Raw genomic sequence first — 17489 nt, 5'->3', positions numbered from 1 at the left:
CCAATGCCTTTTAGATCAACTTGTCAGGTGTAATGGGTAAATCACGGATGCGCTTACCTGTGGCATGGTAAACTGCATTGGCGATCGCAGCTGAAACACCTGTGATCGCAATTTCACCTACACCTCTTACACCTGCTGGGTTGAAGTTGAAGTCAGGTTCGCCGACGAAGGCTACCTGAATGCGAGGAATATCTGCATGGGCTGGTAAGTGATAGGTAGCAAGGTCATAAACCACGGGATAGCCGATGTTTGGATCAACTTGGCACTCCTCCATTAAGGCTTGCCCAATACCCATGATCACGCCACCACGTACTTGACTCGCTACTGTTTTAGAGTTGATCACTCGCCCGATATTCATCACTGACACCCAACGCGTCACCCGCAAACGTCCGATTTCTTCATCCACGCTGACTTCGCAAAAGTGTGCGCCCCAAGATTGGAATGCCCATTTCTTGGTTTCATCGCCAGGAGCAGAGGATGCTGTGGCCTCAATTGCTGCTTGGCCGGACTGACTCAGAGTTGCAAACGCCTCTTGTGCAGTCTTAGCATTAGCAGTTTTCAGAACTTGCTCACAAGCTGACATCACCGCCGGGAGGAGAGATGCTGTCATCATGGAACCACCCGCCATGCCTCCATCTGGTAGTAAGGAGTCGCCTAACTCTACGTGTATCTGTTCGACGGGTAGCCCCAATGCATCTGCTGCTGTGGCTGCAACAACGGTATATGTGCCAGTGCCCATGTCATTCCCGGCGGTGAGAACATGGGCAGTACCATCTGGTAGCAGCCGTACCTTGACTGATGCTTTCCCCCGCCTGCCAGGGTAGGTTGCTGCCGCCATCCCCCAACCAACGAGTTTGCCATCGGATGTCAAAGAACGCGGCTGTTTTGGTCTGTCTTTCCAGCCAAATTGCTCCGCACCCAAGATCAAACAGTCAGCAAAATGTTTGGCTGAGAATGGCTGACCTTCGCGTTGGTGTTCTTTAGTTTCATTTTTCAGGCGCAGTTCTACCGGGTCAATCTTTAGCATCCAGGCCAGCTCGTCCATTGCCGACTCCATCGCCCACATTCCAGGATTCTCTCCTGGCCCGCGCATGAATGTTGGTGTACCGATGTTCAGTACCGCTAGTTCCTGCTTCAGTTGCAAATTCGGCGCTGTGTACATAACTGGCGTGACCGCGGTACAGGGTTCTGTAAAGACATCCACTGGTGAGGTAGAGGATTTAACCTCATGAGCGATCGCAGTTAAACTACCATCAGCAGTTGCTCCCAAGCGCATAGTTTGCTCGGTTTCGGAGCGGTGTCCGGCGTTCGCTGTCATTTGCCGTCGGCTGAGGACGACTCTCAGAGGACGCTGAAGTTCACGGGCAGCCGCAGCACAGAGAATACCGTGGGGCCAGGGAAAGGCTTTAGAGCCGAAACCTCCACCCAAAAAAGGTGTGACGATATGAACCTGTTCAGTTGGGAGTTCAAAGAGTTGTGCATAGGTGCGCTGAGTTGCCAACACCCACTGAGACGGTTCGTAAACAGTGAGAGAATTTGCATCTTGCCAGTGGGCAATGATCGCATGGGGTTCCATCGCCGCGTGCAGTTCGATGGCTGTCTTGTAGGTGGCTGTAAGTTTCGTTGTTGCACTCGCCACCCCTGCCGCAAAATTGCCCTTTTCAAACTTTAGCTCTTGACCCATCTGCGGTGGTGCCTCCTTGAAGGTGGCGAGTGCAGCTTCCACGACTGGCTTTTGGCTTGTGTATTCCACCTTGACCAAATGCGCCGCATCACGCGCCCGCTCGAAGGTGTCTGCTACTACCAAACCGATAATTTGCCCTGCATAGTGAATTTTGTCATCCGACAACGGCAGACGAGCCTCGTAGATTTTCGAGGTCATAAAGTCGTTGGCTGGCATCAACATTTTAGGCGAGTTTTTATGCGTGAAAACATCTATGACACCTATTGCCTTTTCTGCTGCCCTGGTGTCGATGCTTTTAATTTGCCCATTGGCAATGCTGGCGGTGACAAGATAACCGTGAACCAGACCTGGAATTTCATGTTCTGCGGCGTAGGTTGCCGTGCCCGTAACCTTTGCCCGTCCATCCTTGCGGTCGACGGCAGTCCCAATTACTTTGTTCATACTACGCCTCCTCCTTTAGCTGATACCGCAAGTGCGCGACGAATTGCCCGCTTTGCCAAGTCAACTTTGAAACTGTTATGAGTTAATGGTTTAGCTTCTTGAAGTGCAATTTCTGCCGCCTGTTGAAACGTTGCAGTATTGGCACTCTTGCCGATCAAAAACTTTTCTGCTTCCTTTGAGCGCCAAGGTTTATGGGCTACACCACCCATTGCCAAGCGTACATTCTGAATCTGCTCACCCGCTAAGTCAATCGCAGCTGCCACAGAGACTAACGCAAAGGCATAGGAAGTGCGATCGCGTAACTTTAAGTAAACCCCTGATTTGGCAAATGGCACTGGGGGCAAAACCACAGAGCTAATCAATTCACCTGGCTCTAAGTTTGTATCTCGCTGGGGTGTGTTCCCTGGTAGTCGGTGAAAGTCTGTCAATGGTATTTCCCGTTTACCCTTGGGGCCTTCCACAATAACAACAGCATCCAGAGCCGCAAGAGGGACACACATATCTGAGGGTTGAACTGCCACGCATTGGTCACTAGCCCCAAGGATGGCGTGCATCCGGTTGATGCCCGTTGCTGCCGGACAGCCGCTTCCCGGTTGCCGTTTGTTGCAAGGGAAGGCGGTATCGTAATAGTAGGGACAGCGAGTGCGTTGCAGTAGGTTGCCCCCGACGGTTGCCATATTGCGGATTTGCTGAGACGCACCAGAAAGAATCGCCCGAGACAGGATTGGATAATCGCGGCGAACATCAGGATGGTCTGCCACTGCTGTGTTAGTTACCAGCGCTCCAAGACTTAGACCACCCTCACTTGTGCGTTCAATGCGCTTCATCTCTAATCGAGAGATGTCGATTAGTTGCGATGGCTCATCTAGAAAGACTTTGAGACGGTCAACTAAATTCGTACCGCCTGCAATCAATATCGCATTTTGGTCATCCGTTGCCCGTTGAACTGCATCTTTCACAGAGGTAGCACGGGTGTAAGTGAAGTTGTTCATCTGAGCATCTCCTGGGGTTCATTGACCATCACATCTGCGGCAGGAGAGGGCGGTTTTTGTCCCATTACCTGCTGAACTGCTGCCACAATGCCGTTGTAAGCGCTACATCGACAGAGATTACCACTCAGTCGCTCCTTGATTTCAGCTTCAGAAAGTTCAGCCAACTGTGGGGGACGAGCCAAATCTGGTGTGACAACGCTGGCACAGCCGCGTTTGACTTCATCAAGTAAGGCAACAGAAGCACAAATCTGTCCTGGGGTACAATAGCCGCACTGGAAGCCATCGTTATCAATGAATGCTGCCTGCACTGGATGGAGAGTATCGCCCATCGCCAGCCCTTCAATGGTGACGATCGCCTTGTCTTCCTGCATCACTGCCAGAGTCAGGCAGGAATAAACTCGCTCACCATCGATCAGAACAGTACAGGCCCCACACTGCCCATGATCGCATCCCTTTTTGCTGCCCACTAGCCCCAGGCGATCGCGCAGGGCATCTAAGAGTGTGACACGCGGCTCAAGGTCGAGGGTTTGCTGCTCACCGTTAACAGTAAGTTTCACATTCATCTCACCTGGATTACTTTGGCTAGCGTCCTTTGCTACGCCTGCCTGATTAAGCAATGAGGGAGCGGCTATAGCTGTTCCGGCAGCAGTCAGTGCCTGTCCCAAAAAACCGGGTTGAGATGTTTTTTCCACCCTTTTTTTGTGTTCCATAATTCGTCCTTCTAGATTGAATAATCCGGTAATTTTGAGAACTTAGGGATATGCATAGCTATTTAATATTGTGTACATAATTAAGGTCGAGTGCAGGTAAGGTCTGGGGAAATAAGGAAAAAATCAGACAAAGTACGCTTTCCCAAATAGCCGGATCATCTTCTCAGCCGTGGATTTAGCATGATATTGCTGTTTGTCCCACCTCTATTGACTAAAGCGATAGTTCTACTAAGTATTTCTTAGCAAAACGAAATATTTTGTCTTGGGTTAAAATGCAATACGCTTGGGTTAAGGCTAAAACTCTTTATCAAAGTCAACTTTTTTAACGAACCGCAGAGGCGCAGAGAAGCCAGTGCGTTGGGCGGGTTCCCCGACTTGTTCGCGCAGCGTCTCCCAAGGGGAGAAGCAACTGGCGCGAAACAGAGAGAAGAGAAAAAATGCTTAACTGAACTGTATTGGGTTAAAATGTCTATTTGAGGCTAAATTCTCAGTTTTGGTTTTTAGGCGATGTCTACGACGTGGCAAGAGAAGAAAATCTGGCGTTGCAAAACAGTGGGATTAATTTGAGCAAGCAGGAAAGGCAGGGGGAGAAATAAGCTTTAGTTGCTAAATCAATCCCGCAAATATGCAACGCTATAAATCTTAATTTTAAGCACGCCACCGGAGTATTTGACCCTTGACAGGATTCACAAATTCTCGTCCTTCAGTCACAGACCGAGCATACTCCCGTTTTAACTGGTAGTACCACTGCGCCTGCATATCTGAATCCTTAATCAGTCGCAGCACAGGATTATATTTCAGACCAATCTGCTGCTTTTCCACAACCGTTCGGTCTTGACCAAGGAAAGTCCGCGCCAGCACATGCATCAGTGGTTTAAAAAATCCCACCCAAGGGAGTGTCCAGTAAAGAGCAAAAGTTACCTCAGTTTCTGTGTCTGAAATGGGTGTAACTGCCGTTAAATTAACGACTCGATGGTTGCCAATGGTGGTTTCTTCGACTCTGACTCCAGGTAAACGAAAAGAAATCTCCGTTTCCGGAACACCACCGCCAATCAGCCAGTATAATCGACCCCCATTCGCTGGTAATCGGTGTCGTCGCATCGTGAAGCCGTAGGGCGAAGCGTCGAATTGCTTTACTTCCTCGTGCAGTTGCTCATTTCGCCACCACCAAGCACGATGAACGTAGGGTGAATGGGCAGGGTCCATCAGACCTACCACTGCATGATCTACAAAACAGGGGAATCTCATGACTTCTACAAACTGCGGCGATCGCTCATCAAACCCTGGAATTACCGGAATCTCCATCTCAGAAGCAGGCTGAGGGTTATCGGGATCAGTCATATATATCCAGATATTCCCTTGGGCTTCCCGAGTTGCATAGGATTGTACATCAAAGCGACTCAAATCCATCTGCTGTTCTTCTACAAGAGACGGGATCGCAGTACAGCGCCCACCGGAGTTAAAGCGCCAACCGTGGTAGCAGCATTCCACTTCCTGCCCATCGAATCTACCACAACTCAAAGGCACGGCCCGATGAGGACAAATGTCCCGCATCGCAGAGACTTTGCCATCCTGGCTGCGGACTAACAGCACCGGTTCTCCTAAGAAAATCCGGCTGATCATCATCCCTGGCTTGATCTGATTACTAGGCAGAGCATAGTACCAAGTATTACGTAATACAAAGTTAACGTTATTCATAACTAATTGCCTCTGCCTTTGACACAACGAAAGTCCTGGTTTGTGGAAAGGAAGGTTATGCTTGAAAACATTTTTTCAGATTCTTAATTACTGTAAGTAAATTTAACTGATGCACTTTTTAGTTATGCTCGTAATTCTCTCAGATTTGGGTTTTTCTGGGAGGATTGCAGGTGTAAAGTCGAATTATTCACCAGAAATTTGGACAAATACCGTTCTTTTGCGCGGCCCATCCAACTCAAAAAACAACACAGATTGCCAGGTTCCCAAAGCTAATTTACCATCCACAATGGGAATTATCTCACTAGTGGTCAGCATCATTGCCATTAAGTGAGAGTGCGCATTAATCGGCTCATCTTCTGGGACATCTCTTAAATGCAAGTCATTATGCAAGTAACTGTCTGATTCGGGGGCTAAATTTTGCAAGAACATTTTTATGTCTTCTAACAATCTGACTTCATTTTCATTGATAGCTAAAGCTGTTGTTGTGTGTCGAGAAAATACTAAAACTTGTCCATTTTTAAGCGATGTTGAAGCCAGAAAGTCTTTGATTTGTGGTGTGAGATTATAAATATTAATTTTTGGTTCAGTTTCAATTTCAATTAACTGATTAATAATTGGCATCTGTTCAATTTTATATTTGAGATTGCAAACGAGGTACGCCAACATAGTCTAACGCCCTCATAAATTAAATATCAACTCCTAACTCCTAACTCCTAACTCTTAACTCCTAACTATAGTTTCCAAACCTTGCACTAATCTTTCTATACCTTCTTTTGCCGTCTCTTTTTGCAGCGCCCCATAGGCAACGCGTAGGTAGCATCCGTCATTCATGCCAAAGGTTGTACCTGGAATGACGGCTACTTTATGTTCCTGGATTAGTCTTTTAACTAACTCAAAAGCATCCATCTGGGTATTAACTTTGAGGAAAAAATAGAAAGCGCCATTGGCGGGTGTAATACTACATAAACCTTGTAGGTGGTTGAGCGAGTCGAGTACTAGTTGCCGAACTTGAGCGATTGCACCTATATTACTCTTCAAATACTCCTCTTTTGCTTGCAATGCCCCTAAAGCTGCATATTGAGAAATTACTGGTGGACAAATCAAAATTGTATCCTGCACTTTTTTGATGGCGACAAATAAGTGTTTGGGAATCACCATGTAGCCAATCCGCCAACTTGCAAAACCGTATGCTTTGGAAAGGCTAAAGAGAGAAATAGTGTACTCGCTACTACTCCCAAATGCACCAGGGGAAACGTGTTTTACCCCGTTATAGGTAAAGTATTCATAGGCTTCATCGCTAATGTGGTAAATGCCGCGAGTCCCTTCGGCACAGCTTCGCTGAACGCTACAGATTCGATTTACTTGGCGCAATGCCGCTTCTGAATAGACAACTCCAGTCGGATTATTTGGTGAAATTGTGACTACAGCCCGTGTTTTGGGTGTAATTGCTTGAGCGATCGCTTCTGGACGCAGTTGGTAATTTTCATCCGTCGCCACTAACACTGCACGACAACCAGCCATTGCGATCGCCATTTCGTGGTTGAAATAGTAGGGCGTATTCAGAATAATTTCATCGCCTGGGTTAGTGATCGCAAGAATGGCATTCATAAATCCCATATTGCTCCCGGCTGTGACGACGATGCAGTTTTCCCGGTTGATTTCAATGCCGTTGAAGGCTTGCAATTTTCCTGCAAGTACTGTCAGCAACGGGGGAATTCCCTCAACTGATTTGTATAAATTATTAGCGGGTTCGGCGAAGAATTTAGCTAAAAATTCTCTAGCTTCCGGTGGTGGATTGTAATAAACAACACCCTGTCCTAGAGAGATTGTTCCAGGAGAGTTTTTAATCAGTTCCCCAACCACAGGAATAATTGGCGACTGTACCGCCTGCATACGAGAGGTTAGGGATTCCATATTTCCATGCCTATCTACCTGGCTTTAGTATCTCTTAATAGGAAGCAACCGACTAGGGCGTGTTTTCAAACTCAAAAAGTAGATTAGGTTAAGCGTAGCGCAACCCAACAAAGCAACGCAAATGTTGGGTTTCGTTCCTCAACCCAACCTACATTTAAGTCTAATAGGACTTACGCACTAGCAACGGAAAATCGAACCACAGAGGACGCAGAGAAGCCAGTGCGTTGGGCGAGTTAAGAGACTTGTACTCCTACGGAGAAGCAAGCTACGCGCAGCGTCTCCCCTTCTCCCAAAGGGAGAGGCTAGCGCCAAGGGAGAAGCAACTGGCGCGACACAAAGAGAAGTCGGAGCGGCGGCTTCCGCCGATCTGAACTTCGGTGGGAATAAGAGTTTGAGAGTTTTTTTGCGTAAGTCCTATCTAATTTGGGGTTTGAAAACAGTCCCTAGTGGTCTGTCAATAAATAATTGAGGGGTGCGGATTGTTCATAGTTGGCGCTGTCTTTGAAGACAGTGCCAACTATGAACCGATCAAATAAACTTGGCAGACTCAGACTTCTGTTTGTGTCTTTTTGTTCATTTCCCTCTTAGCAAAGAAGGTAAGGAAGAGTTACAAATGGGGTGAAATGGTTCGGTTTAGCAAAATAATTCACCGGATTTGCGATTACCCAAAAATTTAGTCAATCGAAATCTGTTGAGGCCCAGTGGCTTTGCCATTATGTGCGTCTATTGTGATATTGGTGTAACTATTTGAGCGGATCTGTTGATCCAGCCAGCTTTTAACAGGATCGTCTGCAAGATTGAGCCGAAGCACACCAGAGAATAACCCACCCACAAATGAGACTGGATGCTGGATAAACTCTCTGAATATAGGTGACAATTCATTAATGAACATTAAAAGACTCCTGGCGGTGCCGTAAAAAATTATTACTTCTTAATTGATCGTAACCTGTTGAGCAATATCTAGTTAGCGGTAACAAAAAATACAATTAACTGGGTGTAAAGATGAAATAAATAGCTAAATATTGGAAGACTGTGCTTCTATGAATAAAACTGTCTTTATTTAAAGTACACAGTTACTAATAAAATTTATATATTACTTAAGTATGAACTTTACTAGCAAATAAAATTAGGCGCGGCTTATTTGGCAAACAGCTTACTTATAGTTATACCAAGTTGCGAACTTTTTGAACTTCAGCTCGAACACCAAAATTCCCAACTTCTTAAAGACATCGAGAATCTGAGCCTGCTGCATTTAACTAGAGAGAATCTATAAACTGCTGTACTTTTTCCAGGAGTGGCTGATGTTCGATTTTCTCTGCTAACTCTTGGGCATTTTGGTAGCACGATCGCGCCAATTTTTTGCGTTTCGTTGTGGCGTAAAGGCTTCCCATATTCAGCAAAGTTGAAATTTCTCCGAGACAATCGTTTAGTTGTTGATAAATCGTAATGGCTTGTTTATAGAACTTCATTGCCTGCCGATGCTCTGCCAGGGTGCTGTAGGTAAAACCAATGTTGTGAAGCGTTGTTGCCTCGCCAGAGCGATCGCGGATTGCTCGACGTGTCAAAAGAACTTGATAGTAGAGTAATAACGCTTGTTTCGGTTTTCCTAAATCACTATAGATTGAGGCAATATTATTCAAAGTGGTTGCTTCACCAACCAAATTCTTGACAGCTCGTTGAATTGGAAGTGCTGCTTGTAAAAATTCTAGAGCTTGCTCAAACTTGCCTAAGATATTGTAAGCAAAGCCAATGGCATTTAGGGTTGTTGCCTCACCAGAAAAGTCACCTAACAATCGCCGCATCCTCAAAATTTGGTGTTGTAGTAACAGTGCCCGTTTCGGTTCTCCTAAGTGGGTATAAATTAGCGCTACATCATTAAGAATAGAAACTTCACTTTCAATATCTTGCAATCGCCTAAAGATTGGCAGTGCTTGATCAAAATATTCCAACGCTTGCGAAAAGCGTCCAAGACGGCTGTAGGTAGAACCCAAATTGCTAAGTGCAGTTGCTTGTGCTGGCGCGTTGCCAATTTCGACAGCAACCAAAAGTGCCTGATGAAACACCTCTAATGCTCTTTGAGGTTGCCAGCAACTGAGGTGAGCTAAACCGAGGTCGTTCAATGTATAACCTTCCCTAACTCGGTCTGGAATTGCTCTAGCCAAGTGTAAATTTTTGGTTGCAAGATCGAGAGATTCTTGAAATTTCCCGCACTGGTAGTAGCGGTTTGCTTGCTCACGACGTTGTTCCCACTCTTTGACTTGATTTAAAGGTTGCGTCATCTGAACCTCAGTTGCATTCTGTGATACATAAGCAGGACATCTTTTGGGAATGAACCCTTCTTAGGTTAGGTTTCCCAAAATTGAGTTAATATTTATCTTCTACCTTTAGATATAAGACGAAAAGAGAGAACTGTGGTGTTGTTTCATGCTTACAGGGATATCTATGAAGCAATTAATACAAATTACCTAGTAGTAATGCACAGCTATACACCCCTACCAAAGACCTAAACCATGTATTCTCTACAGATCCATTGAGTTTGCAGCAGTGGTTTTGATTTTTGGCAGTTAGTTCTCCCATGATTCTGTGGGCACGGCTATGAATCGTTTTGATCCACCAAATTAAATTAGGCAAGCCAAGGTCAGCACCAAATAGTGGCAAAATTTCTAGGTTGAGGACTGATAGTTTTAAGATTGTAAAATGTAAAGAGAATCATCCCGGCTGCCATTCTGTGTATGAGATAGCGTAGTACACTACATCATGACCATAATAGATAGCATTCTTTTGGTACTTCATTCTTACCTTTTGAATCACACCCACTGAAGCGATGTTTTCACCGATGAGCGTAGGCGTAGCCCGCCTTCGGCATCGCTACTATCCAATCTAGCTTCACTTCCCAAAATCCAAACTTTAAAGTTACTTGAGAGGCTTCAGTCCCTAGTCCCATGTTCCAATAGGACTTGTCAAACAGATAGCCAAGATCAACTTCCGGCGTTATACAGGGTAAAAAGATGAATCAGGTAGTCACTGAGCTAATCCAGCAATGGCTGTTAACAAACGAAATTTCACAAGCTGATAGGGAAATAGGTAAGAAGTTACCACTAAATGCGGTTGAACAGCCTTGCTAGTAAGGAAGTTAGTTATGTAAAAAAACTTTTCATCATATAAATGGAGTTAATCTATGCAGCAAAAAATCTTGATTTTAGCAGCAAATCCTCAAGGCACAACACCACTGCGTTTAGATGAGGAAGTGCGTGAAATCGATGCTGGATTGCAGCGAGCAAAACACCGCGATCAGTTTGTCTTAGAGCAGAAGTGGGCAGTGCGACCGAGAGATATTCAGCGGGCGATGCTGGATATTAATCCACAGATTATTCATTTTTCTGGGCATGGAACGAAAGATGAGGGTCTGGTATTTGAAGATGAAACAGGTTCGGCAAAGCTAGTCAATGGAGAAGCTCTAGCGGGACTGTTTGATTTGTTTGCTGATCAGGTTGAATGTATTGTTCTTAACGGCTGTTACTCGGAAATGCAGGCAGAAGCAATCTCTCAACAGATTAACTATGTAATTGGCATGAAAAAGGCAATCGGAGATAGAGCAGCAATTGAATTTGCTGTAGGTTTTTACGATGCTCTAGGAGCAGGACGCTCCGTTGAATTTGCCTACAAATTTGGTTGTGCTGCAATTCGGTTAGCAGGTATTCCAGAGCAACTAACCCCGACTCTAAAGAAGAAACCAAATATGCGGGAGACAGTTGCTAAGATAAGTTGGTCTCAAGACCAGCCTCCAGTCTCAGATGAATCTGCGTCTGAGTCAGATCAGGAACTAAACGAGTTCGACAAAGAGATACTTACAGAACTCTTGATACGTAGTGGACGTGCAGAATATTCGGCACGAAAAGCACTATGTATCAAAACTGGAATTGAACCAAATCAACTTGGATTTATAAGAGAATCTGCTGACACTGACTTTGCCTTACAGCTCATTAATTATTTACATAATATAGATGATAAACAAGCTCTTTGTAAAATAAGTAAAGAACTTGAAGTTGTCTTTAAAAGAGGGAAGTACTCAGCTGATTTAGAAAATATTAAATCAAAATTAAATTGTAAGTAATCTGTAAGTTAAATATATGTTACAAGATTTAAACCAAGATGAACTAAATGCATTAGCAAACCTATTAGTTATTAGCCAGAAAGGAAAAGCACGAGAAGCACTATGTATAAAGATTGGAATAAGCCACTACAAGGAACTTGGTTTTATGTACGAATCTTCAGAAGATAGCTTCGCTATAAATTTAATTAACTACTTAAATACAGTAGGAAATACAAAAGCCATCTGTCATCTCTGTTGTAAGGAGCTAGCGCCTATTTTTCAGGGAGGAAAACATGAATCTTTTTTAAAAGAAATTGCCGTAAAACTTAATTGTAATCAGGAATTTAGACATAATTATCCAAATCCAAGCACTGTAGAACAACAAACTTCTCCAACACCTAGTCTTGTTACTGAATTCAGAATAAATTCCTCTAATCAACCAGATGGAGCAAAATCTCAATCAACAAGACTTAATTGGTTGGCTGGTGGAGCAATTTTTTTAATTGGGTTAGCTAGTTTGGCAGGGTTTCAAATTTCTAGAACGCAATCGGTTAACTCACGCTACATTCAACTACAAAATTTACTATCACAGGAGAGATGGCAAGACGCTGATCGTGAAACCGCTAATAGGATGTGGGAATTGGCTGGCAAATGGGAAGAACGCAGCCTTCAAGCAAAAGACTTTGAGAATTTTTCGTGCGAAGACTTACGTACTATAGATAATCTCTGGACAAAATACTCTAAACAACACTTTGGTTTTAGTATTCAGAAGCGCATCTTCCAATCAAGCGATGTAAACAATGATCTTTTGAAGTTTATGAGTCAAATTGGGTGGGGAAAGTTAGATGAGAAGGGTATTTTTTCGTACGTGCCATTACCTGAATATTCTCTTAGCAGTCCAGAAGGAGAGCTCCCCTGGATAGTAACTTATCAAGGTAGTGGTGATCGTAACGCATATATATCTAGAATTATAAAGTGTCGCATATAGTATGATTTATAGGTGTTGCTGAATCATGGGATGATTTCGCTCAATTTAGAACGAGTTATCAATGGTTTCAACCGCCAATTTATCCCGCATTTATGCAACGCCGATTTATAATTATCTTTCCAAAATAGACACTCCAAATAAGACAAAGGTAATCCCATACTCCTGACTTTCCCGTTAAGTATCTCTAGCAAGCTGCCAACCCTCTCAACGAGACGCTACGCAAATACAAAGGTCGTGTAGTTTTAACCAGCCAGGTTATAGTACCTGGATACCAATGAGAGTATTACGTCGATGTTCTAAGTAACCGCCATATCGAGCGATGCCTGCGGCGGGCTGCGCCAACGCTTCAACAGCCCAACTAACTGTTAATATTTTTGGTAAGTTTGGGTGATTTAGCGCTCATTACCTGAAGCTGAAGGAGATTAATTTATTCTGAATCCTTTGTGAGCAAGCTTTTCGAGACTTAACGGGAAAAGTTAGCCAGGTGAATACCTAATAACTACTGGGTTGCTCAAAATGGGAGCAAGTTCATCCAGGTCTTGAGGAGTATAAGGTCTTAGTAGCAGTCTTGCGGTTTCTATCTCAGGCATGATATCAGAGTAAAAGGCCAAACGCTACTTTAAACAAGGGTATTTTTTTACAAACATTAATATAATGCTCTTACTATGAGCATCTACCAATCTCTCAAAAAATCTTATACGCAACATCGTCGCAGTGAAAATGACTGGCGGTTGTTTTTGCGTTTAGTGCCTTATGCCCGTCGTAGCGGACGATTGTTAACGCTGTCGATGTCCCTACTCGTACCGATCGCGCTAGCGAATGCCATACAACCACTGTTGATTGGCCAAGCTATCTCCCTAATTCGCCATGAACCAAGCACTTACGAATTTCTCAGGAATCGCCCCTTGTCGCAAGGGCTAAATATCCTGGAGGGATTATTGGTGATAGCGATCGCAATCCGATTGATTTTGACAGGCTACCAGGGTTATCTAGTCCAGAAGTTAGGGCAACAAATCACCGCAGCAATTCGCCAAGACTTATTCCAGCATGTGACATCTTTAGCAGTCCGCTTTTTTGACCGCACGCCCGTAGGTAAATTAATCACCAGAATCACCAGCGATGTGGAAGTGTTAGGCGATGTCTTTTCTACTGGGGCAATTGGCATTGTGTCCAATTTGTTTTCTATGCTAGTGATTTTGGGTTTAATGTTTTCCATCCAATGGAAACTCACTTGCTTGCTGCTATTGATGTTGTTTCCAATTACCTGGTTAATTGTTTACATTCAGCAACAGTACCGCAAAGCCAATTACAAAGGGCGGGACGAACTTTCTATCCTGAACTCACAGCTACAAGAAAATGTGCTTGGCATTAACGTGGTGCAGTTGTTCCGCAGGGAAAAATTTAATGCCGAATTGTTTCGCGCCACGAACACCCGCTACACTCAGCAAATGGATCAAACCATCTTTTATGATTCATTTATTTCAGCAACCTTGGAATGGATTGGTCTGATTGCGATCGCAGGTGTTTTGTTGGTAGGTGGTTGGTTACTGTTGGGAAAAAACTTGACTTTTGGGACTTTATCTGCGTTTATATTGTATGCCCAGCGATTATTTGACCCTTTAAGGGATTTTGCGGAAAAATTTACGGTAATTCAAGCTGGTTTCACTGCCATTGAACGCGTAGGCAATATATTAGATGAACCGATAGAAATCCGCGATCGCGCCAATGTGCGCTTCTCAATATTTGATGCTAAATTCGGCTACATAGATGAGATAGTTGCAAATCTAGAATCCCCAGATATCACTTCCCTGCCTGAATTGGGAGAGATTCGCTTTGATCACGTCTGGTTTGCTTACAAAAATGATGATTACGTAATTAAAGACTTAGATTTCACCATTCAGCCTGGTGAAAAAATAGCATTAGTCGGCCCCACAGGTGCGGGTAAAACTTCGATCATCCGTCTTTTGTGCCGCCTCTACGAACCCACACTAGGACGGATTCTCATAGATGGTGTCGATATTCGAGAGGTACCACAGGCAGAACTGCGGCGCTACATGGCAGTAATTCTACAAGAAGGCTTTTTGTTTGCTGGCGACGTTAAAAGCAACATTTCTTTAGGAGATGGCTATACCGTTGAACAGATTCAACAAGCAGCAGAGCAAACCAATATTGCCCAGTTTATAGAAGAACTACCCCAAGGCTATGATACTCAACTTCGAGAACGGGGTACAAATATTTCTAGTGGTCAAAAGCAACTTTTAGCCTTTGCGCGGGCTGCCATTCGCAATCCCCAAATTTTGGTACTAGATGAAGCTACCGCTAGTTTAGATGTTGGGACAGAAGCTTTAGTTCAAGAGGCATTAAACCAGCTTTTGCTCAGACGTACCGCGATTATTATCGCTCACCGCCTGTCTACGATTCGCAATGTAGACCGGATTTTTGTTCTCAAGCGTGGCGAATTAATCGAGCAGGGAAGTCATGAGCAACTACTGCAACAGGGAGGACTTTACGCTACTTTACATAACTTGCAGATGTTGGGAACTGAGAGCTGATTCGTAAACAAATGCTTAAGATACCATCCGCTTTATCATCAAACGAATCAATAAACCATAAATCATTGCTTCACTTAACTCTGTGTACAACTCATAATCCTTACTCAAACGGCGAAATCGATTGAGTCACCCGAATGTCCGTTCCACAATCCATCGTTTCGGCAATCGCTCAAATGTTTTCGAGTTCCTTTGAAATAACCTCAACACGAACCTGTTCTTTGCAAACTTTCTTGACGGCTTGAGCAAAGTTTTCTCCTGAATAGCCTTGATCTACCCAAACAACTTCCAATTTGGACAATTCAACAGCCGCTTCATGCAGTACAACTACAGCACCCAAACGTTCCGATGCATTGGCTTGAGTCACTAGAACACCAATCAACAACCCTTGAGAATCTACAACTATATGTCGCTTACGCCCGAAATCATCCCATGATTCAGCAACGCCGCTTTTTCTACCTACAAAAAGTTTTTGGAACATCTCTGCTTTATGCCCCATCCATTTCGCTGTCTCTGCAAGCCACAGTGAGCGATCGCCTGACTCATCTGATTACTGCTTAATCGCATTAAAAGCTGTAGCCTTTATTCGGCATAGCTTAGAGCTTTTCTTAGTACTATGCCTATGGAATACTAAGAATTTAGACTACAAAGAATCACAGGAGATTTGTTGTGAGATATCGAAGACTGCAATCATTATTCCGGGACGGCTCGATCATTTTGCGCTTCTCGCTCATCACCCTTGTATTTTCAGTCCTACTGTTAAGCTTTCAGGGAAGATTGTTCCAGACTTCTGTAATTGCAGTTCCGATGCAATCGATGCCTTCTAATCCCTGTAGTGCTTTAATGCAAAGAGATTTTGCAGCCATTCCCGATGCCCCCACCGCAATTGTTTCGGCTCAAATCATTCCTTCTAAGGATAAGACTCTTGAATACTGTGAGGTGAAAGGATACGTTACACCACAGATTCAGTTTGAGGTGCGGCTACCCACCCAAAATTGGAATCGTCGTTATCTCCAGGTAGGCTGCGGCGGATATTGTGGCAGTTTGAACGCTTCACCAGAATGTATTACTGCACTCAATCAAAACTTTGCCGTGGCTTTCGATAATACTGGACATATTGGCGGCGGTATAGGCACTCCGAGCGCACTGTGGGGACTGGATCAACCCCAACTGCGGGCTGACTTCGGCTATCGCTCGGAACACGTTACAGCACTAGCAGCAAAAGCGATCGCCACCGCGTTCTATAGCAAAAGTCCCAGTTATTCTTACTTTCAGGGCTGTTCCAATGGCGGACGACAAGCTCTGATGCTAGCACAGCGATACCCCAACGACTTTAATGGCATTATTGCGGGCGCACCCGCCGCCATCCAAGCACCCCTGAATGGCGAATATGAAACCTGGAACGAACGCGCAAACCAAGATTCTCAAGGAAATTCTATTCTGTCCCCCGATAAACTTGTGCTGATTCATCAAGCAGCGATCGCCAATTGTGATGGTCAAGATGGTTTATTAGATGGGCAAATTACCGATCCCAGAGTTTGTACCTTTAAGCCAGAATCACTCCGTTGTAGTGGCGATGGCGAACAGGCAAATTGTTTAACGACGGCTCAGATTGCAGTTGTGAAAAAACTATACGGTGGTGTGGTAGACAGCCAGGGTAGATTGCTCTACCCTGGTAGCCAAACAATTGGCTCAGAACTGGGGTGGGCAGCAAGCATCGTCACAGATAGAATGCCGCCCTTTGCAGCACAGATTTCCAACCGCTATCTGAAATATCTGGCTTTTTCCAAGAGTCCGCCCCCATCCTTCTCTTACAAAGACTGGCAATTTACGGTTGAGGGCTTTAATCAGCTGCGTCCTCTAGGCAAAGTGTACAATGCAACTAACCCTAACCTGAAAGCATTTCGCGATCGCGGTGGCAAGCTCATTCTCTATCATGGGTGGTCTGATCCAGCGATTCCTCCTCAAGGCACAATCGCTTATTATCAAGCAGTTCAAGATACAATGGGCGGTCTTACCAAGGTACAATCGTTTGCTAGGTTGTTCATGCTGCCTGGAATGTATCACTGTCAGGGCGGAACTAATCCCAGTCGCGTGGATTGGCTGATACCGATGGTAGCATGGGTGGAACAAGGCACTCCCCCAACTAAAATCATTGCCTCGCAAAAGGCTGATGACTCAACCAGTGGTGGGTTCAGTAATCCGACAGCAAGAGCAACGAGCAGCAAGGCAGTTATTATCAGAACCAGACCGATATTTCCTTACCCGATGCAAGCCAAGTATCAGGGCAAGGGAAGCATCGACAATGCCGCCAACTTTGTCGGGATAATGCCTTCCCCAATCCCAAGCGCTCGCATTGATTGGATTGGCAATGATTTATTTGAGCCTCAGTAATTTGATAAAGTGTCAAAGTTATGGTT

The 17489-nt window shown here is 44.7% G+C and carries 13 protein-coding genes and 1 pseudogene; 4 read left to right on the top strand and 10 right to left on the bottom strand.

The window, feature by feature from the left end:
• Positions 1 to 10 precede the first annotated feature (10 nt).
• From V7K85_RS14365 to V7K85_RS14325, 9 genes are all read right to left on the bottom strand, one after another.
• Positions 11 to 2125 carry a xanthine dehydrogenase family protein molybdopterin-binding subunit gene (locus tag V7K85_RS14365; protein WP_334814316.1) on the bottom strand — a complete coding sequence of 705 codons (2115 nt, stop codon included), beginning with the start codon at positions 2123 to 2125 and terminating at the stop codon, positions 11 to 13.
• On the bottom strand, positions 2122 to 3117 hold the full coding sequence (locus V7K85_RS14360; protein ID WP_334814315.1) for an FAD binding domain-containing protein: 996 nt from the start codon (positions 3115 to 3117) through the stop codon (positions 2122 to 2124). The genes V7K85_RS14365 and V7K85_RS14360 overlap by 4 nt, the downstream gene beginning before the upstream one ends.
• Positions 3114 to 3827, bottom strand: coding sequence for a 2Fe-2S iron-sulfur cluster-binding protein (locus tag V7K85_RS14355; RefSeq protein ID WP_334814314.1), 714 nt, complete (start codon positions 3825 to 3827; stop codon positions 3114 to 3116). The genes V7K85_RS14360 and V7K85_RS14355 overlap by 4 nt, the downstream gene beginning before the upstream one ends.
• A 648-nt stretch (positions 3828 to 4475) precedes the next feature.
• The gene (locus V7K85_RS14350; protein WP_334814313.1) at positions 4476 to 5525 is read right to left on the bottom strand and encodes an aromatic ring-hydroxylating dioxygenase subunit alpha; all 1050 of its coding nucleotides are present in this window, start codon (positions 5523 to 5525) and stop codon (positions 4476 to 4478) included.
• A gap of 183 nt (positions 5526 to 5708) precedes the next feature.
• Complete coding sequence (locus V7K85_RS14345; protein ID WP_334814360.1) at positions 5709 to 6146, bottom strand: secondary thiamine-phosphate synthase enzyme YjbQ; 438 nt, start codon at positions 6144 to 6146, stop codon at positions 5709 to 5711.
• 99 nt (positions 6147 to 6245) lie between these two features.
• Complete coding sequence (locus tag V7K85_RS14340; RefSeq protein ID WP_334814312.1) at positions 6246 to 7439, bottom strand: pyridoxal phosphate-dependent aminotransferase; 1194 nt, start codon at positions 7437 to 7439, stop codon at positions 6246 to 6248.
• Positions 7440 to 8112: 673 nt separating this feature from the next.
• Complete coding sequence (locus tag V7K85_RS14335) at positions 8113 to 8331, bottom strand: hypothetical protein (protein WP_334814311.1); 219 nt, start codon at positions 8329 to 8331, stop codon at positions 8113 to 8115.
• Between the two features lie 364 nt (positions 8332 to 8695).
• Positions 8696 to 9718, bottom strand: coding sequence for a tetratricopeptide repeat protein (locus V7K85_RS14330; protein WP_334814310.1), 1023 nt, complete (start codon positions 9716 to 9718; stop codon positions 8696 to 8698).
• A gap of 551 nt (positions 9719 to 10269) precedes the next feature.
• A complete protein-coding gene (locus V7K85_RS14325) occupies positions 10270 to 10434 on the bottom strand; it encodes a GNAT family N-acetyltransferase (RefSeq protein ID WP_334814359.1) in 165 nt (54 codons plus the stop codon).
• A 183-nt stretch (positions 10435 to 10617) separates the two neighbouring features.
• Between V7K85_RS14325 and V7K85_RS14320 the strand changes: the two genes are divergently transcribed.
• The 3 genes from V7K85_RS14320 (at position 10618) to V7K85_RS14310 (ending at position 15072) form a co-directional block, all read left to right on the top strand.
• Positions 10618 to 11553: a CHAT domain-containing protein gene (locus V7K85_RS14320; protein ID WP_334814309.1), complete on the top strand. Its 936-nt coding sequence runs from the start codon at positions 10618 to 10620 to the stop codon at positions 11551 to 11553.
• A gap of 16 nt (positions 11554 to 11569) precedes the next feature.
• Entirely contained in the window at positions 11570 to 12520 is a 951-nt protein-coding gene (locus V7K85_RS14315) for a GUN4 domain-containing protein (RefSeq protein WP_334814308.1), read from the top strand.
• 665 nt (positions 12521 to 13185) lie between these two features.
• On the top strand, positions 13186 to 15072 hold the full coding sequence (locus V7K85_RS14310; RefSeq protein ID WP_334814307.1) for an ABC transporter ATP-binding protein: 1887 nt from the start codon (positions 13186 to 13188) through the stop codon (positions 15070 to 15072).
• Between the two features lie 15 nt (positions 15073 to 15087).
• Here V7K85_RS14310 and V7K85_RS14305 read toward each other — a convergent pair.
• Positions 15088 to 15490, bottom strand: a pseudogene (locus V7K85_RS14305) (transposase); the annotation flags it as partial.
• A 248-nt stretch (positions 15491 to 15738) separates the two neighbouring features.
• Here V7K85_RS14305 and V7K85_RS14300 point away from each other — a divergent pair.
• Positions 15739 to 17463 (top strand): tannase/feruloyl esterase family alpha/beta hydrolase, encoded by a 1725-nt coding sequence (locus tag V7K85_RS14300; protein WP_334814306.1) that lies wholly within the window; start codon positions 15739 to 15741, stop codon positions 17461 to 17463.
• The last annotated feature ends 26 nt before the right edge of the window (positions 17464 to 17489 follow it).

The organism is Nostoc sp., assembly GCF_036917615.1.
Classification (GTDB): domain Bacteria; phylum Cyanobacteriota; class Cyanobacteriia; order Cyanobacteriales; family Nostocaceae; genus Nostoc.
The sequence above is the reverse complement of the archived record's forward strand: the minus strand, read 5'-3'. Positions and strand labels throughout refer to the sequence as shown.

Excerpts from the sequence above, each read along its gene's own strand:
- V7K85_RS14365 (WP_334814316.1), bottom strand. The coding sequence starts at position 2,125 with ATGAACAAAGTAATTGGGACTGCCGTCGACCGCAAGGATGGACGGGCA.
- V7K85_RS14360 (WP_334814315.1), bottom strand. The coding sequence starts at position 3,117 with ATGAACAACTTCACTTACACCCGTGCTACCTCTGTGAAAGATGCAGTT.
- V7K85_RS14355 (WP_334814314.1), bottom strand. The coding sequence starts at position 3,827 with ATGGAACACAAAAAAAGGGTGGAAAAAACATCTCAACCCGGTTTTTTG.
- V7K85_RS14350 (WP_334814313.1), bottom strand. The coding sequence starts at position 5,525 with ATGAATAACGTTAACTTTGTATTACGTAATACTTGGTACTATGCTCTG.
- V7K85_RS14345 (WP_334814360.1), bottom strand. The coding sequence starts at position 6,146 with ATGCCAATTATTAATCAGTTAATTGAAATTGAAACTGAACCAAAAATT.
- V7K85_RS14340 (WP_334814312.1), bottom strand. The coding sequence starts at position 7,439 with ATGGAATCCCTAACCTCTCGTATGCAGGCGGTACAGTCGCCAATTATT.
- V7K85_RS14335 (WP_334814311.1), bottom strand. The coding sequence starts at position 8,331 with ATGTTCATTAATGAATTGTCACCTATATTCAGAGAGTTTATCCAGCAT.
- V7K85_RS14330 (WP_334814310.1), bottom strand. The coding sequence starts at position 9,718 with ATGACGCAACCTTTAAATCAAGTCAAAGAGTGGGAACAACGTCGTGAG.
- V7K85_RS14320 (WP_334814309.1), top strand. The coding sequence starts at position 10,618 with ATGCAGCAAAAAATCTTGATTTTAGCAGCAAATCCTCAAGGCACAACA.
- V7K85_RS14315 (WP_334814308.1), top strand. The coding sequence starts at position 11,570 with ATGTTACAAGATTTAAACCAAGATGAACTAAATGCATTAGCAAACCTA.
- V7K85_RS14310 (WP_334814307.1), top strand. The coding sequence starts at position 13,186 with ATGAGCATCTACCAATCTCTCAAAAAATCTTATACGCAACATCGTCGC.